The organism is Pseudomonas mosselii (genome assembly GCF_019823065.1).
GTDB lineage: Bacteria > Pseudomonadota > Gammaproteobacteria > Pseudomonadales > Pseudomonadaceae > Aquipseudomonas > Aquipseudomonas mosselii.
Genome location: NZ_CP081966.1, coordinates 4,292,933 through 4,318,657 on the forward strand (window position 1 = coordinate 4,292,933; position 25,725 = coordinate 4,318,657).

Here is a 25,725-nt window from a genome sequence, read left to right on the forward strand (position 1 = left end):
GCCGAAGTGGCTACAACGCCTCCAGCTCCGCCATCAGGTCGCTCAACCGATCGACCTTGGCGTCATCCAGCGCGCTGTCCTGCAGCCCGCGCACATAGTCCGCCAGCTCTTCGACCGTGCTGCACTCGAACATCGCCCGCAACGGCACATTCAACTGCAGGGCCTTCTGCACCCGCGAGGCGATCTGCGTCGCCAGCAGCGAATGCCCGCCCAGCTCGAAGAAGTTGTCGCGCACGCCCACCCGCTCGGCCTTGAGCACATCGGCCCAGATGCCGGCGAGGGTCTGCTCCAGATCGTCGCGCGGCGCCAGGTAGGCCTGGCTGTGCTGGCCGCCGATCTCGATGGCCGGCAGCGCCTTGCGGTCGAGCTTGCCGTTGGCGTTGTGCGGCAGGTTGTCGAACCAGCCCCAGTGCAGCGGCACCATGTACTCCGGTAGCTCGGCGCGCAGGCGCTGCTTGAGCTGGTCGAGCAGCGCGGCGTCGGCGGCGACGCCATGGTGCGCCACCAGGTAGCCGACCAAGTGCTTGCCGTTGATTCCTTCCTGCACGCCCACCGCGGCATCGCGCAGCTCGGCTTGCTCGTGCAGGCGTGCCTCGATCTCGCCCAGCTCGATGCGGTAGCCGCGGATCTTCACCTGGTGGTCGATACGCCCGACGTACTCCAGCACGCCATCGGGACGGCGCCGGGCCAGGTCGCCGGTGCGGTACAGGCGATCGCCCGGCGCACCGTACGGGTGTGGGATGAAGGCCTGGGCGGTGCGCAGCGGATCGCCGACATAGCCACGGCCCACGCCGGTGCCGGCGACGCACAGCTCACCCACCGCGCCCAGCGGCACCAGGGTCTGGTCCTCGCCGAGCAGATACAGGCGGTTGTTGTCAGTCGGCGTGCCGATCGGCAGGTAGCTGCCCTGGGTCGAGGCGGCGTCGACGCGGAAGAACGCCACGTCATCCGAACACTCCGCCGGGCCATAGGCGTTGACCAGGCCGATGGTCGGGTAACGCTGCAGCCACTGGGCGGCCAGCTCGGGCGGCATGGCCTCGCCGGTCGGCAGCATCCAGCGCAGGCCGTCGAGGGCCTGGTGATCGTTGGCCAGCATGCCCTGGATCAGCGACGGCACGCTCTCCAGCACGGTGATGCCGGTGGCCTGCACATGGCTCAGCAGGCCCTGCGGGTCGTGGGCGATGGCGTTCGGCACGATCTGCACCTTGGCCCCGAACAGCGGCGCGGCGAGGAATTGCCACACCGAGATGTCGAAGCTCTGCGAGGCGGTCTGGGCGATCACGTCCTGCTCGTCCAGGGCCAGGTACGGCACCTTGCTCAGCTGGTTGTTGAGCATGCCGCGCTGCTCGACCATCACGCCCTTGGGCAGCCCGGTGGAGCCGGAGGTGTAGATCACGTAGGCGAGGTTGTCCGGCGCGCTGTGGATGCCGGGGTTGTGGCTGGCCACGTGGCTCGCCTGCACCTCTTCCCAGACCAGCAGCTTCGGCCGTGCCGCACCCGCCACTTCGTCGAGCAACTGGCGCGCCTGCTCGGCGCAGGCCGCGCTGCACACCAGCACCGGCGTGCGGCTGAGCTCGACGATGCGTTGCAGGCGCGCCGACGGCAGGCCCGGATCCAGCGGCAGGTAGCCGGCGCCGGCCTTGAAGCTGCCGACGATCATGCCCAGCAGCGCCAAGCCGCGCTCGGCCAGCAGCGCCACCGGTTGGTCGATGGCCACGCCGGCCGCGACCAGGGCATGGCCGAGGCGGTTGGCCGCCACGTTCAGCCCGGCATAGTCGTAGGACGCCTCCAGGCAGCGGGCGACGGTGCGCTGAGGGTGCGCGGCGACCCGCGCCTCGAACAGCTCGACGTAGCTCTGCTCCAGGGCGTAGCTGTGCTCGGTGCGATTGCAGTCGTCGAGCAGGAAGCGCTGCTCCTCGGCGCCCAGCAGTGCCAGCTCATCCACCTCGCCATTGAAGCCCTCGACCAGCGCCAGCAGCAGGCGCTTGAACTCGGCGAGCAGGCGCTCGACGGTCGGGTAGTCGAAGTAACGCTGGTCGAATGACAGGTGCAGGCCCAGGTCATCGCCCGGGTAGCACACTGCGGTCAGCGGGAAGTTGGTGTGGGTACGGCCCGAGTCGGAGCTGGCGTCCAGGTGCTGGGCGTGGTCGAGCACGGCGGTTTCCACCGGGGCGTTCTCGAACACGAACAGGCTGTCGAACAGCGGCTGGCCCTTGGGCAGTTCGCTGCACTCCTGGATCGCCACCAGCGGCAGGTACTCGTACTCACGCAGCTGCATGTTGCGCTCGAGCAGGCCTTGCAGCCAGTCACGCACGCTGCGCCGTTCGCCGGGCTGCGGCATCTGCACACGCAGGGCGATGCTGTTGATGAACAGGCCGACCGTGCGCTGCATCTGCGGCAGGCTCACCGGACGCCCGGCCACGGTGACGCCGAACACCACGTCGCGGTCGCCGCTGTATCGGGCCAGGGTCAGGGCCCAGGCCGCCTGGGCGAAGGTGTTGACCGTCAGCTGGTGAGCCTGGGCCAGTTCACGCAGGCGCACGCCCTCGCTCACCTCGAGGCGGGTGTAGCAATCGCCCACTACCATGCCGTCACCGGCGTGATCGTGGCGCAGCGGTCGATCGCTGGGGATCGCCGTGGCCCGTTCGAAGCCGGCCAGGTTGGCCTGCCACCACTGGCGCGCCTCGTCGAGGTCCTGGCGCTGCAGCCAGCCGATGTAGTCGCGGTAGCGCGGCGGCACCGGCAGCTGGGCTTGGCGTCCCTCGCCCAGGGCCTGGTAGATCTCGAAGAAGTCGTTCATCAGCAGCGAGCGGCACCAGGCATCGATGAGGATGTGGTGGTTGCTCATCATGAACCAGTAGCGTGCCTCGTCGACGCGCACCAGGCGCAGGTGGAACGGCGCTTCGCGCAGCAGTTCGAATCCGGCCTCGCGCTCCTGCTTGTGCAAAGCCTGCAGGCGCGCCTCCTGGGTGGTCTCGTCGAGGCCGCGCCAGTCCTGGTAGTCCACCGGGGTCTTGCCGGGCTTGTGGATGATCTGCAGCATCGCTTCGCCAGCGTTCCAGCTGAACGATGCGCGCAACGCCTCGTGGCGCGCCACAACGGCCTGCCAGGCCTGGGCGAAGCGCTCGGGGTCCAGGGCGCTGTTGATGCGGTAGCGGTCCTGCATGTAGTAGATGCCGGTGCCCGGCTCGAGCAGGGTGTGCAACAGCAGGCCTTCCTGCATCGGCGTCAGCGGGTAGACGTCCTCGATCTCGGCGGTCGGGATCGGCAGCGCGTCGATCTGCTCCTGGGTCAGTTGCGCCAGCGGGAAGTCCGACGGCGTGAAGCTGCCGTTGCCGTCCGCCAGGCAGTGGTCGACCAGGGCCAGCAGCTCGTGGCGGTAGGCGTCGGCCAGACGGGCAATGGTCGCTTCGTCGTAGCGCTCGGCGCTGAAGCTCCAGCGCAGTTGCAGCGCGCCGCCGTACACCTGGCCATCTACACTCAGCCAGTTCGGCAGCGGCGCATCGAGGTCATGGGCCAGGCCCGCGGGGGCGTCCAGCGGCTGGAACAGCGCCGCCTGGTCGAACTGCTGGTCGAACTGGCCCAGGTAGTTGAAGGTGATGCGCGCCTGGGGCAGCGCGGCCATGCGTTCGCGCCCGGCCTCGTCGGCCAGGTAGCGCAGCACGCCATGGCCCAGCCCCTTGTGCGGCACCTGGCGCAGTTGCTCCTTGATGCGCTTGATCGACCCGGCACGGGCCGACTCGTCCTCGCCCATCTGCGGGCTCAGGCTCAGCGGGTAGGCATTGGTGAACCAGCCGACGCTGCGGGTCAGGTCCATGTCCTCGAACAAGCCGTCACGGCCATGGCCTTCCAGCTGCACCAGCACCTGTTGATCGCCGCTCCACTGGCACAGGGTGCGCGCCAGGGCGGTCAGCAACAGATCGTTGACCTGGGTGTGGTAGGCCGCCGGCGCCTGTTGCAGCAGCTGGCGGGTCTGTTCGACGTCCAGCTCGATGGCGATGCTGCGGGCATGCCTGTGCAGGTTGCCGCCCTGGGGATGGTCGCAGGGCAGTTCGCGACGGGCGCTGCCCAGTTGCGCCTCCCACCAGTCCAGCTCGTCACGCAGCGAATCGCTGCCGGCATAGCTGGCCAGGCGCGCCGCCCAGTCGCCCATGGCATGGGTCTTGGCGGCCAGCGTTTCACCCCGATAAAGCGCCTGCAAGTCTTCCAGCAGGACACGCCAGGACACGCCATCGACCACCAGGTGATGGATCGTCAGCAGCAGGCGCTGGGCGCCCTGCTCGTCGCTGACCAGCAAGGCGCGCAGCAGCGGCCCCTCGGCAAGGTCGAGGCTGCGCTGCGCATCGGTATAGAGGGCCTGGCAGTTCTCCAAATCGCTCACGGTCGCGGTCCACAGCAACGGCTGGGTGCTCGACTGGGCGTACTCGGCCTGCCAGCGGCCATTGGCCCGGCCGAAGCGCAGGCGCAGGCTGTCATGGTGTTCGACCAGCGCGGCCAGGGCCTGTTCCAGCGCCTCGGCCTGCAGCGGCTGGCGTACCTGCAGCAGCACGGCCTGGTTCCAGTGCTGTGGTTGCGGCACTTCGCTGTCGAAGAACCAGTGTTGGATTGGCGTCAGGCCGGCTCTGCCCTCACGCGGGCCCTGCTCGATGCTGCCCGGCGCCTCGCTGCGGGTCACCACCGCCGCCAGGGTCTGGATGGTCTGGTGCTGGAACAGGTCGCGCGGGGTGAACTGCAGCCCCAGCTGACGGGCCCGGCTGACCACCTGGATCGACAGGATCGAGTCGCCGCCCAGTTCGAAGAAGTTGTCCTGCACGCCGATGCGCGGCAGGTTGAGCACTTCGCGCCAGACCTGCGCCAATTGGCTTTCCAGCTCATTGGCCGGTGCCTGGTAGTGCTGGCGCGCCTGCTGCAGGTCCGGCGCCGGCAGCGCGCGGCGGTCGAGCTTGCCGTTGCCCATCAGCGGCAGGCTGTCGAGCAGCACCAGGTGCGCCGGTACCATGTAGTCCGGCAGGTGCAGGCGGGCGTCGGCCTTGACCGCCTCGCGCAGCTGGGCCTGGGCCTCGCCGTCGGCGCTGGCCTGCGGGCACACCAGGTAGCCCACCAGTTGCTTGCCCCCCGGCAGGTCGAGGGCCAGGACCACCGCCTCCTCGACGTCGGCGTGCTCCTGCAGGCGGCTTTCGATCTCGCCCAGCTCGATACGGAAGCCACGGATCTTCACCTGCTGGTCGGCACGCCCGACATATTCCACCAGGCCATCGGCGCGCAGGCGTACCAGGTCGCCGGTGCGGTACAGGCGGCCACCGTCATGGCTGAACGGGTCGGCGACGAAGCGCTCGGCACTCAGGCCTGGACGGTCGTGATAAGCCTGGGCCAGGCCCGCGCCGCCCACGTACAGCTCACCGATGCCGCCCTGTGGCAGCAGGGCCAGGTCGTCGTCAAGGATGTAGGCCGTGCGGGCGCCGATCACCCGGCCGATAGGCACGCTGCTGGCATCGACGGGCAGCGTGTCCGGTGCCAGGCACGCCAGCGGCATGACCACGGTTTCGGTCGGGCCGTAGGCGTTGAAGAACTGTTGCGGGGCAAAGGCCTGGCGGATGCGCTGCAGGTGTTCGCCGGTCAGTGCCTCGCCGCCGGTGATCACCAGGCGCACCGGCAACTGCTCGCCCTGCCCGGCCAGGTACTGGGCCAGCTGGCTGCCGTAGCTCGGGGTGAAGCCGAGCACGCTGACCTGCTGTTCACGCACCAGTTGGCAGATTTCCTCGGCGCCCCATTGGCCCTGGGCGCGCAGCACCACGCGGGCGCCGCACAGCAGCGGCACCAGCAGGCGCTCGCTGGCGGCGTCGAAGTTGATCGAATAGAAATGCAGCTCACAGTCGTCGCTGCGCATGCCGAACTCGGCGATCACCGCCTTGCAGTGCATGGCGATTTCACCGTGGCTGACTACCACGCCCTTGGGCTTGCCAGTGGAGCCGGAGGTGTAGATCAGGTAGGCCTGGTGCTGCGCCAGGTTGAGGTTGTCCAGGGCGGCGTCGCTGTAGGCGGACAGGCTCGCGGCATCGTCCTCCAGGCTCCAGCGCGCGACACCCGGCGGCAGTTCGCCCAGGGTGTCGAGCAGGTCGCGCTGGCCGATCAGCAAGCCAAGGCGGCTGTCCTCGATCATGTAGCGCAGGCGATCGAGCGGGTACTCCGGATCCAGCGGCACATAAGCGCCACCGGCTTTGAGAATGGCCAGCAGGCCCACCACCATCTCCAGCGAGCGCTCCAGCGCCAGGCCCACCCGCACCTGCGGGCCGACGCCGCGCTCGCGCAGGGCGCGGGCCAGGCGGTTGGCCTGCTGGTCGAGCTCGGCATAGCTCAGGTGCTGGCCGGCAAAGGTCAGGGCCAGGGCCTGCGGGGTGCGCTCGGCCTGGGCGGCGAACAGCCCGTGCAGCGTCTGGTTCAGCTCGAAGTCCTGCTCGCCCTGGAGCTGGCCGATCAGCACCTGCTGTTCGGCTTCGGCGAGCATCGGCAGTTCGCACAGGCGCTGCTGCGGGTCATCGATCAACGCCACCAGCAACTGCTGCCAGTGCTCGGCCATACGGGCGATGCGCGGCTCGTCGAACAGGTCGCGGCTGTAGGTGAAGCAGCAGCCCAGGCGGCCGTCGAGGTCGGTGACCTCCAGGTACAGGTCGAACTTGGTGGCACTGGCGTCGTTGACCAGGTAGTCCACCTGCATGCCCACCAGCTCGCGGCTCTGCTGGAAGGCCCAGCGCTGCACGTTGCACATCACCTGGAACAGCGGGTTGTAGGCGCTCGAACGCGGCGGCTGCAAGGCCTCGACCAGTTGCTCGAACGGCAGGTCCTGGTGCGACTGGCCGTCGATGATGGTCTGGCGCACCTGGTCGAGCAGCGCGTCGGCGCTCATCTGCCCGTCCAGCTCGCAGCGCAGCACCTGGGTGTTGAGGAAGGCGCCGATCAGTCCTTCGCTTTCCGGACGGATGCGGTTGGCCACCGGCGCGCCGATGCGCAGGTCGCGCTGGCCGCTGTAGCGGTGCAGCAGCGCGGCCAGGGTGGCGGTCATGGTCATGAACAGGGTCAGGCCGCGCTGGCTGTTGAAGGCATGCACGCGCTTGACCAGCGCCGGATCGAGGTCGAAGCGGTAGAGTTCACCCTGGTGGCTCTGCACCGCAGGGCGCGGACGATCGGCCGGCAGCGCCAGCACCGGGTGCTCGTCACCCAGGCGGTCTTTCCAGTAGGCCAGCTGACGGGCGCCCTCGCCGCCTTCCAGCCACTGGCGCTGCCACACGCTGTAGTCGAGGTACTGCACCGGCAGCGGCGCCAGCGGCGACTCGCGCTCGTCGACGAAGGCCTCGTACAGCTCGCCCAGTTCACGGGCGAAGATGTCCATGGCCCAACCTTCGGTGACGATGTGGTGCAGGGTCAGGACAAAGTAATGCTCGCGCTCGCCGGCCTTGACCAGGCAGGCGCGCAGCAGCGGGCCGCGCTCCAGGTCGAACGGCTGGTGCGCCTGGTCGTCGGCCAGTTGCTGCAGGCGTTGCTGGCGGGCATCGTCGGCCAGGGTGCTGAAGTCGTGCCAGTGCAGTTGCAGGTGGCTGTCATCGGCCACGCACTGGTAGGGCTTGCCGTCGATGCTGGGGAAGGTGGTGCGCAGGGTTTCATGGCGCACGATCAGCGCCTGCAGGGCGCGTTCGAAGGCGTCCACATGCAGCGGCCCCTGGAAGCGGGCCATGCCGCCAACGTTGTAGGCGGGGCTGTGCGGGTCCATCTGCCAGAGGAACCACATGCGCTGCTGCGAGTACGACAGCGGCACGGCCTGGCGGCGGTCGACACGGGCGATGGCGCCCTGGCGGTTGCGCTCGCCGCTGCCCTGCAGGCGGGCGATCTCGGCGCAGAACGCGCCCAGCCCGCTGGCGTCGAACAGGGCCTTGAGCGGCAGCTCGACATCCAGCGCCTGGCGGGTGCGCGAGACGATCTGGGTGGCCAGCAGCGAGTGGCCGCCGAGGGCGAAGAAATCGTCCTGCAGGCCGACTTGCGGCAGGTTCAGCACCTCGCGCCAGATCGCCGCGACCTGCTGCTGCAGCGCGCTCTGCGGCTCGACATGTCCACGTTGTTGCCAGACCGGCGCCGGCAGTGCCTTGCGGTCGACCTTACCGCTCGGCCCCAGGGGCATCTGCGCCAGGTGGATGAGCTGCGCCGGCACCATGTAGGCCGGCAGGCGCTCGGCCAGCGCGGCCAGCAGCGCGTCGCTCTGCTCGATGCCGCTGTAGTAGCCCACCAGCTGGGCGCCGACGGCGTCCTGGTGGATCAGCACCAGCGCCTGGGCGACACCCGGCTGGGCCAGCAGCACCGCCTGCACTTCCTCGGGTTCGACGCGGAAACCGCGCACCTTCACCTGCTGGTCGAGGCGGCCCAGGTACTCCAGGGCCAGGCTCTGTACCTGCCAGCGGGCGCGGTCGCCACTGCGGTACAGGCGCGCGCCGTCGCCATCGGGCTGGGGCACGAAACGTTCGGCGGTCAGCCCCGGGCGGCCGAGGTAGCCACGGGCCAGGCCCGCGCCCCCCAGGCACAATTCGCCGGGCACGCCCGGCGCGCTCAGCTCGAATTCGTCGTCCAGCACCCGGCACAGCACGTTGCCCAGCGGGCGGCCAATGGGCGAGCGGGCGCCATCACTCGCCTGGCAGTGCCAATGGGTGACGTTGATGGCGGTTTCGGTCGGGCCGTAGCGGTTGTGCAATTGCACTTGCGGCAGCAGTTGCAGCACGCGGTCGCGCAGGGCCGCGGACAGCGCCTCGCCCCCGGAGAACAGCCGGCGCAGGCTGGTGCAGCCGGCGGCCAGCGGCTCCTGGACAAACACCTGCAGCAACGGCGGCACGAAGTGCAGCGTGGTCACCTCGTGTTGCTGGATCAGCTGGGCGATGCGCTGCGGGTCACGGTGCTCGCCGGGGCCGGCCAGCACCAGCCGACAACCGCTGACCAACGGCCAGAAGCACTCCCACACCGACACGTCGAAACTGATCGGCGCTTTCTGCATCAGCACATCGCTGTCATCCAGCGCGTAGGTGGCCTGCATCCACTGCAGGCGTTCGGCCAGGGCCGCGTGGGTGTTGCCCACGCCCTTGGGCTGGCCGGTGGAGCCGGAGGTGTAGATCACATAGGCAAGGTTGTCACCGTGCAGGTGCAGGCCGGGGGCCTGGCTCGGCCAGCTGTCCAGGTGCAACTGGTCGAGGGCGATGGCGCTGACGCCGTCCACCTGCGGCAGCTTGTCGAGCAGGCTGCCGTGACTGAGCAGCAGGCCGGCCTTGCAGTCGGCCAGCATGTAGGCCAGGCGCTCGGCCGGGTAGTCGGTGTCCAGCGGCACATAGGCGCCGCCGGCCTTGAAGATGGCCAGCAGGCCGACCAGCAGCTGTGGCGAACGCTCCAGGGCGATGGCCACGCAGGTATCCGGGCCGACGCCCTTGTCACGCAGGTAGTGGGCCAGGCGGTTGGCCTGCTGGTGCAGCTCGGCATAGCTGAGCTGGCCGCCCTCCCACACCAGCGCGGTGCGTTCGGGGGTCATGCGAGCCTGTTCATTGAGTTGCTCGACCAGCAGGCGCGGCGCGCTCGCCATCGGCGCCTGCCCCCAGCCGAGCAGTTGCGCGCGGCCTTGCTCGTCGAGCAGGCGCACTTCGCCAAGGGCCAGCTGCGGCTCGGCGCAGACCTGCTCGAGCAAGGCCAGCAGATGGCTGGCCAGGCGCTTGACGGTGGCCGCCTCGAACAACCCGGCGGCGTAGTCGAAGGCCAGCGTCAGACGGCCCTGGTGGTCTTCCTCGCTGTGCAGTTGCAGGTCGAACTTGGCTTCGCGGCTGTGCCACGGCAGCTCTTCGGCCAGCAGCCCGGGCAGGCGGCGCAGGGCCGACAGGTCGCGCTGCTGGTGGTTGAACATGACCTGGAACAGGCCCTGTTCACGGGCCTGCGGCAGCGCTTCGAGCAACTGCTCGAACGGCAGGTCCTGATGGGCCTGGGCCTCCAGGGTGGCCTGGCGCGCCTGGGCCAGCAGCCCGGCGAACGGCAGGCGGCCATCGAGTTCGGCGCGCAGCACCTGGGTGTTGATGAAGAAGCCGACCATGCCCTGGGTTTCCAGGCGCGGACGGTTGGCGTTGGGCACGCCGACGCGGATGTCGCCCTGGCCGCTGTAGCGGTGCAGCAGGGCCTGCCAGCCGGCGAGCAGGACCATGAACAGGCTGGCCTGCTGGTCGCGGGCCAGTCCCTTGAGGGCACTGGTCAGCGCCGCCGGCACCTTGAGGCTATGGCGCGCGGCGCGGATGTGCTGTTGGCTGGCGCGGGGCTGGTCGGTGCACAGGTCGAGCACCGGTAGTTCATCACCCAGCTTGTTTTTCCAGTAGTCGAGCTGACGGGCGCTCTCGCCGTCGGCCAGCCACTGGCGCTGCCATTGGCCGTAGTCGGCGTAGCCCAGCGTCAGTTCGGGCAGTTGTACGGTCTGGCCTTGGGCGGCGTACAGGCGGGCGAACTCATCCAGCAGGATGTTCAGCGACCAGCCGTCGGCGACGATGTGGTGCAGGGTCACCCACAGCTGGTGCTCTTCATCGTCCAGGCGGGCCAGGGTCACCCGCAGCAGCGGACCCTGGCGCAGGTCGAACGGCTGCTGCGCCTCGTCCTCGCGGCGCGCGGCCACCTCGGCGGGCGACAGCCCATCGAGATCCAGATGACGCAGGCTGAACGACTGGCTCGGCAGGATGCGCTGCACGGCCTGGCCGTCGACTTCGTCGAACAGCGTGCGCAAGGATTCGTGGCGGGCGACCAGGGCCTGGAAGCTCGCCTGCAGCGCCGCCTCGTCCAGCTCACCGCGCAGGTGCAGACCGGCGGGGATGTTGTAGGCGGCGGACTGCGGCTCCAGTTGCCACAACAGCCACAGGCGATTCTGTGCCAGTGACTGCGGTAACGCCTGATCGCGGTCCTGGTTGCGGATCACGCCGGCTGCGCTGCCGCCTTCGGCGACAATGGCCGCCACGGCGGCGCTGTACTCGGCCAGGGTCGGTGCTTCGAACAGGGTGCGCAGGCTCAGTTGCAGCCCCAGCTCGTCGCCCAGGCGCGCGGTCACCTGGGTGGCGGCGATGGAGTTGCCGCCCAGCAGCAGGAAGTGATCGTCCGCCGCCACCGCCTCGACCTTGAGCAGTTCACGCCAGATACCGGCGATCCGTGCCTGCAGGTCGTCACCGGCCAGGACATGGCCCTGCGCCGTTTGCGCCGTCGGGAACCGCGCATAGATATCCAGGCTGCCGTCGTTCATGCGCAGGCGGCAGGCCGAGCGCTGCAGCTTGCCGCTGGAGGTCTTGGGCAGCGCGCCGGGATTGAGCAGCAGGACCACGGCCGGCGCCTGGCGGCAGGCGTCGGCGATGACCCGGCGCAGGGTATTGATCAGCGCCTCGGGCGTATGCGCTTTCTGCACGTTGCGGCTGATCTCCACCGCCACGCCGATGCCTTCCTCGCCCTGGTCGTCGACGGCGAACACCGCCACCCGGCCCTTGCGCAGCATCTCGACCTCACGCTCCAGGGTCTTCTCCAGGTCCTGCGGGTAGAGGTTCTGGCCACGGACGATGAGCATGTCCTTCAGGCGCCCGGTGACGAACACCTCGCCGTCGCGCATGAAGCCCAGATCGCCCGTGCGCAGCCAGGTCTGGCCGTCCATCTCGACGAAGGTACGGGCGCTGGCCTCGGGGTTGCGCCAGTAACCCAGGGCGATGCTCGGGCCGCCGGCCCAGATCTCGCCCACCTGGTTGTCAGCCAGCACCTGCAGCTGTTGCGGCTCGACGATGCGCACCGCGTGGCCCGGCTGCGGATAGCCGCAGCTCATCAGTATGCTGCCCTTGCCCGGCTCGGCACGGTTGGCGGCGAAGGCCTCGGCATCCAGCTCCAGGGCACCGATGCCCTGGCCGCGGCGGCTGCCGCTGACGAACAGGGTGGCCTCGGCCAGGCCGTAGCTGGCGAAGAAGCTGCTGGCGTCGAAGCCACAGGCGGCAAATTTTTCGGCGAAGGTGTCGAGGCTGTCCTGGCGAATCGGCTCGGAACCGGAATAGGCCACGCGCCAGCGGCTCAGGTCCAGGCCGGCGAGCGCGGCCTCGCTGACCCGCTCGCTGCACAGCCGGTAGGCGAAGTCCGGGCCGCCGCTGATGGTGCCGCCGTATTCGCTGATCGCCTGCAGCCAGCGCAGCGGTCGGGCGAGGAAATAGCCCGGCGACATCAGCACGCAAGGCACGCCGCTGAAGATCGGCTGCAGCAGGCCACCGATCAGGCCCATGTCGTGGTACAGCGGCAGCCAGCTGACGATCACGTCATCCGGGTTCAGGTCGATGCCGAAACCCTGGCGGATCAGTTGCTCATTGGCCACCAGGTTGCCGTGGCTGACCTGCACGCCCTTGGGCAGCGCGGTTGAGCCGGAAGTGTACTGCAGGAAGGCGATGTCATTGCCCGTGAGCTCAGGCTCGCGCCACTGCTCGGCCAACTGCGGGTCCAGACGATCCACGGCCAGCAGGCCCGGAGCGCTGGCGCCAGCCAGGGCTTCGAGGCCCTGCAAACTGTCACTCAGCGCTTCTACCGTCAGCAGCAGGCGCGGCTCGGCGTCGTCGATGATCGACAACAGGCGCTCCTGGTGATGCTGGCGCGAAGACTCCGGCGGATAGGCCGGCACGGCGATCACCCCGGCATACAGGCAGCCGAAAAAGGCCGCGACATAGTCCGGGCCGCTGGGAAACAGCAGCACGGCTCGCTCGCCGAACCCGGCCCGGGCCTGCAACGCCGCGGCGATGGTCCGCGCGCGTTGGTCGAGGTCCCGGTAGCTAAGCACTGCCTGCTCGCCGGGCGCGTCGGCCAGGAAGCGCAAGGCGATGCGCTCTGGGGTCTGGGCGGCGCGCTGCGCCAGGGCCTGGACCAGCGAGTGCGGGAGTTCGAAGGCGTCCGTCATGGAATGTTCCTGCCAGTGTCTGGGTGAGTCGCGCCTGACTGACCCGCGCACGACAGGCGGGCAGTGTTCGGCAGCCGAGATGTACACAGGGGAACGGATGGGCCGGGGAAGAAATTAGGCCTGTCGGACGGCCCGGGAAGGCCGGCCGCAAAGGGATGGAGTGAAGCAGTTCACAGCCTGGAGCTTAGAACCAAAATAGATCAAAACTCATTAACTTTCGTATTTGACAATCATTATCATTACGAATAGTTTGTCGCACGTCGTAGGAAGCCTCCTTCAGGGGGCGCTCCCACTCCTCTTCGAGACAAGGTGATTTCCATGGCGGAACAACTATCCACAAGTAAGTGCGATTCACCATTACTCCAGGCATTCGTCGACAACCGCAGCATCCTGGTGAAGATCGCCGCGCGCATCACCGGTTGCCGCTCCCGCGCCGAGGATGTGGTGCAGGACGCCTTTTTCAGGCTCAGCGCCGCCCCGCAGATCACCTCGTCCTTCAAGGCCCAGCTCAGCTACCTGTTCCAGATCGTGCGCAACCTGGCCATCGATCACTACCGCAAGCAGGCCATGGAGCTGAAATACACCGGCAGCGAAGAGGAAGGGATGAATGTGGTCATCCAGAATGCCTCGCCCGAGGCCACCCACATCAATCTCGCCACCCTGGAACACATCGCCGACGCCCTCGACGAGCTACCCAAACGCACCCGCTACGCCTTCGAGATGTACCGCCTGCATGGCGTGCCGCAGAAGGACATCGCCAAGGAGCTGGGCGTGTCGCCGACGCTGGTCAACTTCATGATCCGCGATGCGCTGATCCATTGCCGCAAGAGCAGCCGCCTGGGCTGAAACCGCCATCGCAGGGCAAATCTCCAGTTCCTCGCGTCGCGAAAGGGCCGCTACAGGCACGTTTGCCTCGGACCCTGCACAATCCTGCACACTCATTACTGAATACGCGGCGGCTTCGTCGAAATTTAGTCGTGCGGGGCTTCGACGGTGATCTTGTAGGGCTGGAAGATGCGCAGCAGCTCGCCATTTTCCCGCAACTGACGCAACAAGCCGGCAAAGGCTTCGGGGCTGATGGAAGCCCCTGGACGCAGCAAGGCGTAGTGATGGTAGACCTGATCGACCCGTTGCGACGCCAGCAACTGCCCGGCGCTGTCCGGGTTGCGCTTGAGGAAGTCACTGAGGTACGAGCGGGTGACCAGGGCGATGTCAGCACGCCCACGCTCGACCATGTTGAGGTTGCTGTCGTGGGAGTAAGTCAGCGTGGCACGGTAGCGCTTCTTCAACCAGGCCGGGTCCGCGTTGAAATCGGCAAAGGCATAGTGATAGCCATTGAACAGCGCCAGGCGCTTGCCCTCAAGATCGTCGAAGTAATGCTGGTCACGCCCTGACTGCTGGCGGCTGACGAAGATCTCGGCATCCTCCAGCCCCATGTCCACCGCCTTGTGCTCGATCTCCTGCCAGCCCCACTGCGGATTCTCGAAGATCGCCATGTCGGTGCGGCCCTGCTGGAAATCGCCGAAGCGCCGGGGAATCGAGGTGGGCACCAGGACGAAACGGTACAAGGACTGCAAGCGGTTCAGCGACTCCACCAGCTGCGGCAGCAGACCGGTGTCGGCGCCCTGCTCCGGACGCACGGTGTAGGGCGGGAAATGCGCGGCCCCGATCTTCACTTCCCGCACCACCTCGGCCTGTGCCGCGGCATTCAGCAAAACCGTCGCGAACAGCAACAGGAAGGACGACAGCTTGGCACTGGGCAGTGGAATCAAGTCGGGACACTCATCACGGGTAAGGGCCTGAATGCGCCTAAGCTAGGCGTTTTCCCGCACGGGCACAACCGCCGAATATGCCAAAGTGCCAGGGGATGTCGTGAACCTCGAGTTTGGCTACGCTCTACTGGCCCGCGCACGCGCCCCGGCAAGTGCGCAGGTTTTTCTGCATTGATAGGGAGCCTGGCATGGGCCACTGGTTGGTGATCGACCTGGAAGCCACTACCGACGACGGCGGCTGGCCGGTCACGGAGATGGAAATCATTGAAATCGGCGCAAGCCTGGTCACCCGCGACGGGCGCGAGGTCGACCACTTCCAGCGCTTCGTGCGGCCCCGGCGGCGGCCGCAGCTGACCTCCTTCTGTCGCGAGCTGACCCATATCGGCCAGGCCGAGGTCGATGCCGCCGCGCCCTTCCCGGAAGTCTGGGCCGCGTTCGAACGCTGGCTGGGTCATCACCAGGCACAATTGCAGGCCTGGGTAAGCTGGGGCGACTACGACCGCAAGCAACTGCTGCTGGAATGGCAGACGCACCATGTGCGCAGCCTGCTGGAGCAACTGCCGCACATCAACCTCAAGCAACGCTTCGCCAAGGCCCGCCACCTGCAGCGTCCGGCAGGCCTGAACAGCGCCCTGCAACTGGCCGGCCTGCAGTTTGCCGGGCAACAGCACCGGGCCCTGGAAGACGCCCGCAACACCGCACGCCTGCTGCCCCTGAGCCTGCCGCCAAGCAGCACCTGAAACAGATGACGCAGGGGCGGGCCTTGGGCATACTGGCCAGCCCTTTTTTCAGTCCTTTTTCAGGAGTCGCCCGATGTTCAAGGTCAATGAGTACTTCGATGGCACCGTCAAGTCGATCGCCTTCGAAAGCAAGGAAGGTCCGGCCACCGTGGGTGTGATGGCCCCGGGCGAATACGAGTTCGGCACCGCCAAGCGCGAGATCATGCACGTAGTCTCCGGCGCCCTGAGCGTGAAGCTGCCAGGTAGCGACAACTGGGAAACCTTCAACGCGGGCGACAAGTTCAACGTGGCCGCCGACAGCAAGTTCCAACTGAAGGTGGCCGTGGATACCGCTTACCTGTGCGAGTACCGCGACTGAGCTGAGGCCCTCATCGCGGGGCAAGCCCGCTCCCACGAAGAGCGGGCTTGCCTCGCGATGGCTACACCCGCAGGAAAGCCGCCACGCGCTGCGCCGCCGCCTGCATGTGCTGCTCATGACTGAACCCTGACGCCTTCAACGGCTTGAGGTCATGATCGGCCGCCACCAGCCAGCTCACCTCGATCGCCGGCGATAGCGCATACCCCGCCACCGCCTCACGATTGCCCAGGGCATCCCGCTCGCCCTGCACGATCAACGTTCGCGTATGCAGCCCGGCCAAGTGCTCCACGCGTGGCTTTTCAGGCTTGCCCACGGCATAGAACGGATATCCCAGGCACACCAGCGCATCGGCGCCCAGTTCGTCCGCCACGAGACTGGCCATGCGTCCGCCCATGGACTTGCCACCGACAGCCAACCGCCCTGCGACCAATGGTCGCAGCTGGTCGTAGACAGTCCGCCAGCATTCAAGCAACACCTTCTGCGGATTGGGCGGCCGCTTGCCGCCGCTCAGACGCCGCTCGGCCATGTATGGGAACTCGAAGCGCACCACCCCTACCCCTTGCCCCGCCAGCCTTTGCGCCATGTCCTCCATGAACCCGCTGTCCATTGGCGCACCGGCGCCGTGGGCCAGGATCAGGCAGCTGGAAATGCCACGATCCTGCGGAATTTTCGGAGGATCGCAGCGCAAGCCTGGGACATTTCCGATCTTCGCCCATTGATCCCCGTCAATACCGGCACTTTGCCCATTAATCATGCTTGCCTCGCTGTCTAGCCTGCCTATAACCGTGGATGGGAACCCATACATGAACACAACCAGCAGTACCGCCTACAACTATCAGGTGGTCCGCCAATTCGCCATCATGACGGTGGTGTGGGGCATCGTCGGGATGGGGCTCGGCGTCTTCATCGCCGCCCAGCTCGCCTGGCCCGCCTTCAACCTCGACCTGCCGTGGACCAGCTTCGGCCGCCTGCGACCCTTGCACACCAACGCGGTGATCTTCGCCTTCGGCGGCTGTGCCCTGTTCGCCACCTCCTATTATTCGGTGCAACGCACCTGCCAGACCACCCTGTTCGCGCCACGCCTGGCCGCGTTCACCTTCTGGGGCTGGCAACTGGTGATCCTGCTGGCGGCGATCAGCCTGCCGCTGGGCTACACCAGCACCAAGGAATACGCCGAACTGGAATGGCCGATCGACATCCTGATCACCATCGTCTGGGTGGCCTATGCCGTGGTGTTCTTCGGCACGCTGATGAAGCGCAACACCAAGCACATCTACGTGGGCAACTGGTTCTTCGGCGCCTTCATCCTCACCGTGGCGATCCTGCACATCGTCAACAACCTGGAAGTACCGGTCAGCCTGACCAAGTCCTACTCGCTGTACGCCGGCGCCACCGATGCCATGGTGCAGTGGTGGTACGGCCACAACGCCGTGGGCTTCTTCCTGACCGCCGGCTTCCTGGGGATGATGTACTACTACGTGCCCAAGCAGGCCGAGCGCCCGGTGTATTCGTATCGCCTGTCGATCGTCCACTTCTGGGCCCTGATCACCCTGTACATCTGGGCAGGCCCGCACCACCTGCACTACACCGCGCTGCCGGACTGGGCGCAGTCGCTGGGCATGATCATGTCGCTGATCCTGCTGGCGCCAAGCTGGGGCGGCATGATCAACGGCATGATGACCCTCTCGGGCGCCTGGCATAAGCTGCGCAGCGACCCGATCCTGCGCTTCCTGGTCGTCTCGCTGGCGTTCTACGGCATGTCCACCTTCGAAGGCCCGATGATGGCCATCAAGACGGTCAACGCCCTGTCCCACTACACCGACTGGACCATCGGCCACGTCCACGCCGGCGCCCTCGGCTGGGTGGCGATGATCTCCATCGGCGCGCTGTACCACACCATCCCGAAAGTGTTCGGCAAAGAGCGCATGTACAGCCTTGGGCTGATCAACGCGCACTTCTGGCTGGCCACCATCGGCACCGTGCTCTACATCGCCTCGATGTGGGTCAACGGCATCGCCCAGGGCCTGATGTGGCGCGCGGTCAACAGCGACGGCACGCTGACCTACTCGTTCGTCGAAACCCTGGTGGCCAGCCACCCAGGCTTCGTCGTGCGCTTCGTCGGCGGCGCGATCTTCCTCAGCGGCATGTTCCTGATGGCCTGGAACACCTGGCGCACCGTGCGTGCCCCGGCCGCCGAGCAAGCCCCCGCCAACGCCCAGCTGGCTTGAGGAGTAGAGCCTGATGAACCATGAAGTCGTTGAGAAAAACATAGGCCTGATGGCCCTGCTGATGGTATTCGCCGTCAGCATCGGCGGCCTGACCCAGATCGTCCCGCTGTTCTTCCAGGACGTCACCAACAAGCCGGTCGAGGGCATGAAGCCCTACACCGCCCTGCAACTCGAAGGCCGCGACATCTACATCCGCGAAGGCTGCGTGGGCTGCCACTCGCAGATGGTCCGGCCATTCCGCGCCGAGACCGAGCGCTACGGCCACTACTCGGTGGCCGGCGAGAGCGTATGGGACCATCCGTTCCTGTGGGGCTCCAAGCGTACCGGTCCGGACCTGGCCCGCGTCGGCGGCCGCTACTCGGACGACTGGCACCGCGCGCACCTGTACAACCCGCGCAACGTGGTACCGGAATCGAAGATGCCGTCATACCCATGGCTGGTGGCCGCGCAGGTCGACAACAGCCACACCGACGTCAAGATGCGCGTCCTGCGCGGCCTCGGCGTGCCCTACAGCGACGACGACATCGCCGGCGCGAAGGACGCGGTCAAGGGCAAGACCGAGATGGACGCACTGGTCGCCTACCTGCAGGTGCTCGGCACCGCGATCAAGAACAAGAGGTGAGTGCGATGGAAATGGACATCGGCATGATCCGCGGCCTGGGCACCCTGGTGGTGATGATCGCCTTCATCGGCCTGTCGCTCTGGGTGTTCAACCGTCGCCGCGACCGTGATTTCGCCGAAGCGCGCCTGCTGCCCTTCGTCGACGACCGCCTGCCCCCCGCCGGGCAGGAACCTGCCGTATTGAGGAGTACCCAGCAATGACCACCTTCTGGAGTACGTACATCAGCGTACTGACCATCGGCAGCCTGATCGGCCTGACCTGGCTGCTGCTCGCCACCCGAAAAGGCCAGAGCAGCGACACCACCGACCAGACCATGGGCCACAGCTTCGACGGCATCGAGGAGTACGACAACCCGCTGCCCAAGTGGTGGTTCTGGCTGTTCGTCGGCACCCTGGTGTTCTCGGTCGGCTACCTGATCCTCTACCCGGGCCTGGGCAATTGGAAAGGCATCCTGCCTGGCTACGAGAATGGCTGGACCCAGGTGGACGAGTGGCAGAAAGAGATGGACAAGGCCGACGCCAAGTTCGGCCCGATCTTCGCCAAGTATGCCGCCATGCCGGTTGAGGAAGTGGCCAAGGATCCACAGGCGTTGAAGATGGGCAGCCGGCTGTTCGCCTCCAACTGCTCGGTGTGCCACGGCTCCGACGCCAAGGGCTCCTACGGCTTCCCCAACCTGACCGACAACGACTGGCGCTGGGGTGGCGAGCCGGAGACCATCAAGGCCTCGATCATGAACGGCCGCCACGGCGTCATGCCGGGCTGGTCCACGGTGATCGGCGAGCAGGGCGTGGCCGATGTGGCAGCCTTCGTGCTGACCAACCTCGATGGCCGCAGCCTGCCGGAAGGCGTCAAGGCCGACCCGGCCAAGGGCCAGGAAATCTTCGCCACAAACTGCGTGGCCTGCCACGGGCCTGAAGGCAAGGGCACCCCGGCCATGGGCGCGCCGAACCTGACCCATCCGCAGGCGTTCATCTACGGCTCGAGCTTCGCCCAGCTGCAGCAGACCATCCGTTACGGCCGTCAGGGCCAGATGCCGGCGCAGCACGACATCCAGGGCAACGACAAGGTCCACCTGCTGGCGGCCTATGTGTATAGCCTGTCGCAAGAGCAAGCAGCAGAAACGGTAACCGCCAAGTAAAACCCCGTGGGAGCGGTAGTGCGCCGCTCCCACGACTCCCTCCCTCGCCCCTCCCCGCCTTGCACCCCCTCCGAACGCAACTAAGCTTGTTGCCACAGTGGCTCCGCTCGCAGCGACCGGAACAGACGTGGTGCACAGCCTGACATCACGCATCGACTCCACGCTCACGAGCCTGCGGCTTTGGGATGACGCCTTGCGTGCCCGTCCCGATCAAAAAGCTTGACCGAACGATCAGAAAAACATGGAAAACGGTACACATTACAAATATTTATTTGTGTACAATCATCCAGCCCAAAAACCGCGGGACGGCGGTGAGAAGGGCCTGGACACGGGTCGGCGCAGGTTTCCTTGCGTTGCCATAACCCTGGTGGTTATCGATACTGGCGCCGATTTACCAACCAACAAGAACACCCAAACCGTGGAACCTTAGAATGAGCACTGCAATCAGTCCGACTGCTTATAACTATAAGGTCGTCCGCCAGTTCGCCATCATGACGGTGGTCTGGGGGATCCTTGGCATGGGGCTTGGCGTCTTCATCGCCTCGCAACTGGTATGGCCCCAGCTCAACCTGGACCTGCCATGGACGAGCTTCGGCCGCCTGCGCCCACTGCACACCAACCTGGTGATCTTCGCCTTCGGTGGCTGCGCCCTGTTCGGCACCAGCTACTACGTGGTGCAGCGTACCTGCCAGACCCGGCTGATCTCCGACAGCATGGCCGCCTTCACCTTCTGGGGTTGGCAGGCGGTGATCGTCGGCGCGCTGATCACCCTGCCGATGGGCTTCACCACCACCAAGGAATACGCCGAGCTCGAGTGGCCGCTGGCGATCCTGCTGGCCATCGTCTGGGTCACCTACGCCCTGGTGTTCTTCGGCACCATCGTCAAGCGCAAGACCAAGCACATCTACGTCGGCAACTGGTTCTACGGCGCGTTCATCGTGGTCACCGCGATGCTGCACATCGTCAACCACATCTCGCTGCCGGTGAGCCTGTTCAAGTCCTACTCGGCCTACGCTGGCGCCACCGACGCGATGATCCAGTGGTGGTACGGGCACAATGCCGTGGGCTTCTTCCTGACCACCGGCTTCCTGGGGATGATGTACTACTTCGTCCCGAAACAGGCCGAACGCCCGATCTACTCCTATCGCCTGTCGATCGTGCACTTCTGGGCGCTGATCACCCTGTACATCTGGGCCGGCCCCCACCACCTGCACTACACCGCGCTGCCGGACTGGGCGCAGTCACTGGGCATGGTGATGTCGATCATCCTCCTGGCGCCGAGCTGGGGCGGCATGATCAACGGCATGATGACCCTCTCGGGGGCCTGGCATAAGCTGCGCACCGACCCGATCCTGCGCTTCTTGGTGGTGTCGCTGGCGTTCTACGGCATGTCCACCTTCGAAGGCCCGATGATGGCCATCAAGACGGTCAACTCACTGTCGCACTACACCGACTGGACCATCGGCCACGTCCACGCCGGCGCCCTCGGCTGGGTGGCGATGATCTCGATCGGCGCGGTCTACCACATGATCCCGAAACTCTACGGCCGCGATCAGATGCACAGCGTCGGCCTGATCAACGCGCACTTCTGGCTGGCCACCATCGGCACCGTGCTGTACATCGCCTCGATGTGGGTCAACGGCATTACCCAAGGCCTGATGTGGCGCGCCATCAACGACGACGGCACCCTCACCTACTCCTTCGTCGAAGCCCTGCAGGCCAGCCACGCGGGTTACATTGTCCGCGCCCTGGGCGGTGCGTTCTTCGCCTCCGGCATGCTGCTGATGGCCTACAACGTGCTGCGTACCGTGCGCGCCGCCAACCCGGTTCAGGCTGAGGAAGCCGCCAAGATCGTCGTCGTGGGAGCCCACTGATGAAGCATGAAGCAGTCGAGAAGAATATCGGCCTGATGGCCTTCTTCATGGTCATCGCCGTCAGCGTCGGTGGCCTCACCCAGATCGTCCCGCTGTTCTTCCAGGACGTCACCAACAAGCCGGTCGAGGGCATGAAGCCACGTACCGCGCTCGAGGTCGAGGGCCGCGACATCTACATCCGCGAAGGCTGCGTGGGTTGCCACTCGCAAATGATCCGGCCGTTCCGCGCCGAGACCGAACGCTACGGCCACTACTCGGTGGCCGGCGAGAGCGTGTGGGACCACCCGTTCCTGTGGGGTTCCAAGCGTACCGGGCCCGACCTGGCCCGCGTCGGCGGCCGCTACTCGGACGACTGGCACCGCGCCCACCTGTACAACCCGCGCAACGTGGTACCGGAATCGAAGATGCCGTCGTACCCGTGGCTGGTGGAAAACAAGCTCGACGGCAAGGACACCGCCAAGAAGATGGAAGTGCTGCGCACCCTGGGCACGCCGTACACCGACGAAGACATCGCCGGCGCCCGTGACGCGGTCAAGGGCAAGACCGAGATGGACGCCATCGTCGCGTACCTGCAAGGCCTTGGCACCCTCATCAAAAGCAAACGGTGACACTGATGGATATCGGGATGATTCGCGGCCTGGGCACCGTCGTGGTGCTGGTGGCCTTCGTGGGCCTGGCGCTGTGGGTATTCAGCCCGCGGCGCAAGCAGGAATTCGACGAAGCGACGCAATTGCCGTTCGCGGACGATCCAGAAGCCACCCGCCACGTCGAGCAAGCAAAAGCTTCTAGGAGCAAACAACAATGACAACCTTCTGGAGTCTGTACGTCACCGTCCTGACCCTGGGCACCATCTTCGCCTTGACCTGGCTGCTGCTGTCGACCCGCAAGGGCCAGCGCGAAGAGATCACCGACGAAGTCGTCGGCCACGCCTTCGACGGCATCGAGGAGTACGACAACCCGCTGCCGAAATGGTGGTTCTGGCTGTTCGTCGGCACCGTCGTCTTCGCCCTCGGCTACCTGGTGCTGTACCCGGGCCTGGGCAACTGGAAAGGCATCCTGCCGGGCTACGCCTACGTCGACAACGAGAAGAAGACCGAGTTCTCCAACGGCCAGGCCGGCTGGACCGGCGTGCACGAATGGGAAAAGGAAATGGCCAAGGCCGACGCCCGCTTCGGGCCGATCTTCGCCAAGTTCGCCGCCATGCCGCTGGAGGAGGTGGCCAAGGACCCGCAGGCCCTGAAGATGGGCGCTCGCCTGTTCGCCTCCAACTGCTCGGTATGCCACGGTTCCGACGCCCGGGGCGCCTACGGCTTCCCCAACCTGACCGACAACGACTGGCGTTGGGGCGGTGAGCCGGAGACCATCAAGACCACCATCATGAACGGTCGCCACGGCGTGATGCCAGGCTGGGCCTCGGTGATCGGCGAACAGGGCGTGGCGGACGTGGCGGCCTTCGTGCTGACCAACCTGGACGGGCGCAAGCTGCCCGAGGACGCCAAGGCCGACCCGGCCAAAGGCCAGCAGATCTTCGCCACCAACTGCGTGGCCTGCCACGGCCCCGAGGGCAAGGGCACCCCGGCCATGGGCGCGCCGAACCTGACTCATCCGCAGGCGTTCATCTACGGCTCGAGCTTCGCCCAACTGCAGCAGACCATCCGCTATGGCCGTCAGGGGCAGATGCCGGCCCAAGCGCAGATGCAGGGCAACGACAAGGTCCACCTGCTGGCGGCCTACGTCTACAGCCTGTCGCACCAGGAGCAACAAGAGCCAAAAGCCGAGTGATGGGTCAAACGTGGGAGCGGCGGTGCGCCGCTCCCACGTTCATTCGAGCATAAAACGAGCCGAAACTGACCTGAATCAATTGACACCCGCCATAACACGATTCACACCACGAACCCAACGCGACTAAAGGTCGCAGCGCGCACCGCACGCGCCATCTCAGGCGTATCATGGGCCGCAGAGCGCTAGCAGAACGCGCGAGACTGCGGCCGGCACGCACTGGCCGCGGCATTTCTCCACTGCCGTGGGACTTGATGATGAGCAAGCAAATTCCGGTACATGACGTCACCCCGCCTGCCAGCAAAGGGAAGGATTCCGTCGACCTCTACGCCTCGCGCGAAAAAATCTACACCCGCGCCTTCACCGGCATCTTCCGCAGGCTGCGGATGGTCGGTGGCGCGGCGCTGTTTTTGCTGTACTTCGGCACCGTCTGGCTGAACTGGGGCGGCCACCAGGCCGTCTGGTGGAACCTGCCCGAACGCAAGTTCTACATCTTCGGCGCCACCATCTGGCCCCAGGACTTCATCCTGCTCTCGGGGATCCTGATCGTCGCCGCCTTCGGCCTGTTCTTCATCACCGTGTATGCAGGGCGGGTCTGGTGCGGCTACACCTGCCCGCAAAGCGTCTGGACCTGGGTGTTCATGTGGTGCGAAAAAGTCACCGAGGGTGATCGCAACCAACGCATGAAGCTGGACAAGGCGCCCATGAGCACCAACAAGTTCCTGCGCAAGCTGGCCAAGCACAGCCTGTGGCTGCTGATAGGCTTCGTCACCGGCATGACCTTCGTCGGCTACTTCTCACCGATCCGCGAGCTGGCCATCGAGTTCTTTACCGGCCAGGCCGATGGCTGGGCCTACTTCTGGGTCGGTTTCTTCACGCTGGCCACCTACGGCAACGCCGGCTGGCTGCGCGAGCAGGTGTGCATCTACATGTGCCCGTACGCGCGCTTCCAGAGCGTGATGTTCGACAAGGACACCCTGATCGTCTCCTACGACCCGCGCCGCGGCGAGACTCGCGGCCCGCGCAAGAAGGACATCGACTACAAGGCCAAGGGCCTGGGCGACTGCATCGACTGCACCATGTGTGTGCAGGTCTGCCCCACCGGCATCGATATCCGTGATGGCTTGCAGATCGAGTGCATCGGCTGCGCCGCCTGCATCGACGCCTGCGACAGCATCATGGACAAGATGAACTATCCCAAGGGCCTGATCAGCTATACCACCGAGCACAACCTGTCCGGGCAGAAGACCCACATGCTGCGCCCGCGCCTGATCGGCTACGCCCTGGTGCTGCTGGTGATGATCGGCGCCTTGGTCACCGCTTTCGCCACCCGTTCGCTGATCGGTTTCGACGTGGCCAAGGACCGCGTGCTGTACCGCGAGAACGCCCAGGGGCGGATCGAGAACGTCTACAGCCTGAAGGTGATGAACAAGGACCAGCACGACCACGTCTACGTGCTCGACGCCGCTGGCCTGCCCGACCTCAAGCTCGAAGGCCAGCGCGAGATACGCGTCACCGCCGGCGACATCGTCAACCTGCCGGTGCAGTTGTCGGTCGCCCCTGAACAACTGCCCTCGACCACCAACGAAATCACCTTCATCCTCAAGGACGCCGACGACAGCGCCAACCAGGTTGAAGCCAAGAGCCGTTTCATCGGCCCACAGATCCGCTGAGAGAGAACATCGACAATGCCTGCAGCCACCGCCGCCAGCCCCTGGTACAAGCACCTCTGGCCCTGGATCATCATCGGCATCCTGGCCACCTCGGTGTGCCTGAGCCTGACCATGGTCAGCATTGCCGTGCGCAACCCGGACAACCTGGTCAACGACAACTACTACGAGGCCGGCAAGGGCATCAACCGCTCTCTGGACCGCGAGCTGCTGGCACAGACCCTCAACCTCAAGGCCAGCGTGCACCTGGACGAGCTGACCGGCGAGGTGGAGGTGCGCCTGACCGGCAACAGCGACCCGCAGACGCTGGAACTGAACCTGATCTCGCCGACCCAGCCGGACAAGGACCGCAAGGTGCCGCTGATCCGCGCCGAGCAAGGCCGCTATGTCGGCCAGCTCGACGACAAGGTCCAGGGGCGGCGCTTCGTCGAGCTGCTGGGCAGCCAGGATGAGCATGTGTGGCGGTTGTTCGAGGAGGAGAAGGTCGAGCATGGGGTGACCTTGCAGCTGGGGGATGAAGCGCTGCAAGGGGCCGAGCACCAGCAATGAATCGCCGCACCGCAGGGGGCGCCTTGCGCCCCTTTCG

The 25,725-nt window shown here is 66.2% G+C and carries 16 protein-coding genes; 13 read left to right on the plus strand and 3 right to left on the minus strand.

The genetic code is table 11. From position 1 onward, the window contains the following. Positions 1-10 precede the first annotated feature (10 nt). Positions 11-12,958, minus strand: coding sequence for a non-ribosomal peptide synthetase (locus K5H97_RS19880; RefSeq protein ID WP_028692887.1), 12,948 nt, complete (start codon positions 12,956-12,958; stop codon positions 11-13). 318 nt (positions 12,959-13,276) lie between these two features. On the opposite strand from K5H97_RS19880, the gene K5H97_RS19885 reads away from it, so the two are divergent. Further along, the gene (locus K5H97_RS19885; protein WP_028692886.1) at positions 13,277-13,804 is read left to right on the plus strand and encodes an RNA polymerase factor sigma-70; all 528 of its coding nucleotides are present in this window, start codon (positions 13,277-13,279) and stop codon (positions 13,802-13,804) included. A 125-nt stretch (positions 13,805-13,929) separates the two neighbouring features. Here the strand turns inward: K5H97_RS19885 and K5H97_RS19890 are convergent, their stop codons facing one another. Further along, the gene (locus tag K5H97_RS19890; protein ID WP_028692885.1) at positions 13,930-14,730 is read right to left on the minus strand and encodes a substrate-binding periplasmic protein; all 801 of its coding nucleotides are present in this window, start codon (positions 14,728-14,730) and stop codon (positions 13,930-13,932) included. A gap of 188 nt (positions 14,731-14,918) precedes the next feature. On the opposite strand from K5H97_RS19890, the gene K5H97_RS19895 reads away from it, so the two are divergent. After that, positions 14,919-15,470 carry an exonuclease domain-containing protein gene (locus K5H97_RS19895; protein WP_028692884.1) on the plus strand — a complete coding sequence of 184 codons (552 nt, stop codon included), beginning with the start codon at positions 14,919-14,921 and terminating at the stop codon, positions 15,468-15,470. A 73-nt stretch (positions 15,471-15,543) separates the two neighbouring features. Next, positions 15,544-15,828 (plus strand): pyrimidine/purine nucleoside phosphorylase, encoded by a 285-nt coding sequence (ppnP, locus tag K5H97_RS19900; RefSeq protein ID WP_028692883.1) that lies wholly within the window; start codon positions 15,544-15,546, stop codon positions 15,826-15,828. Positions 15,829-15,889: 61 nt separating this feature from the next. On the opposite strand, the gene K5H97_RS19905 is transcribed toward ppnP, so the two are convergent. Beyond that, positions 15,890-16,582, minus strand: coding sequence for an alpha/beta family hydrolase (locus tag K5H97_RS19905; protein ID WP_028692882.1), 693 nt, complete (start codon positions 16,580-16,582; stop codon positions 15,890-15,892). A 49-nt stretch (positions 16,583-16,631) separates the two neighbouring features. Between K5H97_RS19905 and ccoN (K5H97_RS19910) the strand changes: the two genes are divergently transcribed. The 10 genes from ccoN (K5H97_RS19910) to K5H97_RS19955 all read left to right on the plus strand — a co-directional run bounded on the left by ccoN (K5H97_RS19910) (position 16,632) and on the right by K5H97_RS19955 (position 25,688). Beyond that, positions 16,632-18,056: a cytochrome-c oxidase, cbb3-type subunit I gene (gene ccoN, locus K5H97_RS19910; RefSeq protein ID WP_028692881.1), complete on the plus strand. Its 1,425-nt coding sequence runs from the start codon at positions 16,632-16,634 to the stop codon at positions 18,054-18,056. A 13-nt stretch (positions 18,057-18,069) separates the two neighbouring features. Next, positions 18,070-18,678, plus strand: a complete 609-nt coding sequence (gene ccoO / locus K5H97_RS19915) for a cytochrome-c oxidase, cbb3-type subunit II (RefSeq protein WP_028692880.1) — start codon at positions 18,070-18,072, stop codon at positions 18,676-18,678. Positions 18,679-18,683: 5 nt separating this feature from the next. Further along, positions 18,684-18,878 (plus strand): cbb3-type cytochrome oxidase subunit 3, encoded by a 195-nt coding sequence (locus K5H97_RS19920; RefSeq protein WP_028692879.1) that lies wholly within the window; start codon positions 18,684-18,686, stop codon positions 18,876-18,878. Further along, positions 18,875-19,816 (plus strand): cytochrome-c oxidase, cbb3-type subunit III, encoded by a 942-nt coding sequence (gene ccoP / locus K5H97_RS19925; RefSeq protein WP_028692878.1) that lies wholly within the window; start codon positions 18,875-18,877, stop codon positions 19,814-19,816. Before K5H97_RS19920 ends, ccoP (K5H97_RS19925) begins: the two co-directional genes overlap by 4 nt. 431 nt (positions 19,817-20,247) lie before the next feature. After that, a complete protein-coding gene (gene ccoN, locus K5H97_RS19930) occupies positions 20,248-21,690 on the plus strand; it encodes a cytochrome-c oxidase, cbb3-type subunit I (RefSeq protein ID WP_028692877.1) in 1,443 nt (480 codons plus the stop codon). Further along, positions 21,690-22,298: a cytochrome-c oxidase, cbb3-type subunit II gene (ccoO, locus tag K5H97_RS19935; RefSeq protein ID WP_028692876.1), complete on the plus strand. Its 609-nt coding sequence runs from the start codon at positions 21,690-21,692 to the stop codon at positions 22,296-22,298. The genes ccoN (K5H97_RS19930) and ccoO (K5H97_RS19935) overlap by 1 nt, the downstream gene beginning before the upstream one ends. Positions 22,299-22,303: 5 nt before the next feature. After that, complete coding sequence (locus tag K5H97_RS19940) at positions 22,304-22,495, plus strand: CcoQ/FixQ family Cbb3-type cytochrome c oxidase assembly chaperone (RefSeq protein WP_028692875.1); 192 nt, start codon at positions 22,304-22,306, stop codon at positions 22,493-22,495. Then, positions 22,492-23,472, plus strand: a complete 981-nt coding sequence (gene ccoP / locus K5H97_RS19945; RefSeq protein ID WP_028692874.1) for a cytochrome-c oxidase, cbb3-type subunit III — start codon at positions 22,492-22,494, stop codon at positions 23,470-23,472. The genes K5H97_RS19940 and ccoP (K5H97_RS19945) overlap by 4 nt, the downstream gene beginning before the upstream one ends. 254 nt (positions 23,473-23,726) lie before the next feature. After that, a complete protein-coding gene (gene ccoG / locus K5H97_RS19950; RefSeq protein WP_028692873.1) occupies positions 23,727-25,142 on the plus strand; it encodes a cytochrome c oxidase accessory protein CcoG in 1,416 nt (471 codons plus the stop codon). Positions 25,143-25,157: 15 nt separating this feature from the next. Beyond that, positions 25,158-25,688, plus strand: a complete 531-nt coding sequence (locus tag K5H97_RS19955; RefSeq protein WP_028692872.1) for a FixH family protein — start codon at positions 25,158-25,160, stop codon at positions 25,686-25,688. Positions 25,689-25,725 lie beyond the last annotated feature (37 nt).

Coding starts and splice junctions, on each gene's coding strand:
- ccoP (WP_028692874.1), top strand. CDS start 22,492: ATGACAACCTTCTGGAGTCTGTACGTCACCGTCCTGACCCTGGGCACC.
- K5H97_RS19955 (WP_028692872.1), top strand. CDS start 25,158: ATGCCTGCAGCCACCGCCGCCAGCCCCTGGTACAAGCACCTCTGGCCC.
- ppnP (WP_028692883.1), top strand. CDS start 15,544: ATGTTCAAGGTCAATGAGTACTTCGATGGCACCGTCAAGTCGATCGCC.
- K5H97_RS19880 (WP_028692887.1), bottom strand. CDS start 12,958: ATGACGGACGCCTTCGAACTCCCGCACTCGCTGGTCCAGGCCCTGGCG.
- K5H97_RS19895 (WP_028692884.1), top strand. CDS start 14,919: ATGGGCCACTGGTTGGTGATCGACCTGGAAGCCACTACCGACGACGGC.
- ccoO (WP_028692876.1), top strand. CDS start 21,690: ATGAAGCATGAAGCAGTCGAGAAGAATATCGGCCTGATGGCCTTCTTC.
- ccoP (WP_028692878.1), top strand. CDS start 18,875: ATGACCACCTTCTGGAGTACGTACATCAGCGTACTGACCATCGGCAGC.
- ccoG (WP_028692873.1), top strand. CDS start 23,727: ATGAGCAAGCAAATTCCGGTACATGACGTCACCCCGCCTGCCAGCAAA.
- ccoO (WP_028692880.1), top strand. CDS start 18,070: ATGAACCATGAAGTCGTTGAGAAAAACATAGGCCTGATGGCCCTGCTG.
- K5H97_RS19940 (WP_028692875.1), top strand. CDS start 22,304: ATGGATATCGGGATGATTCGCGGCCTGGGCACCGTCGTGGTGCTGGTG.
- K5H97_RS19920 (WP_028692879.1), top strand. CDS start 18,684: ATGGAAATGGACATCGGCATGATCCGCGGCCTGGGCACCCTGGTGGTG.
- ccoN (WP_028692877.1), top strand. CDS start 20,248: ATGAGCACTGCAATCAGTCCGACTGCTTATAACTATAAGGTCGTCCGC.
- ccoN (WP_028692881.1), top strand. CDS start 16,632: ATGAACACAACCAGCAGTACCGCCTACAACTATCAGGTGGTCCGCCAA.
- K5H97_RS19905 (WP_028692882.1), bottom strand. CDS start 16,582: ATGATTAATGGGCAAAGTGCCGGTATTGACGGGGATCAATGGGCGAAG.
- K5H97_RS19885 (WP_028692886.1), top strand. CDS start 13,277: ATGGCGGAACAACTATCCACAAGTAAGTGCGATTCACCATTACTCCAG.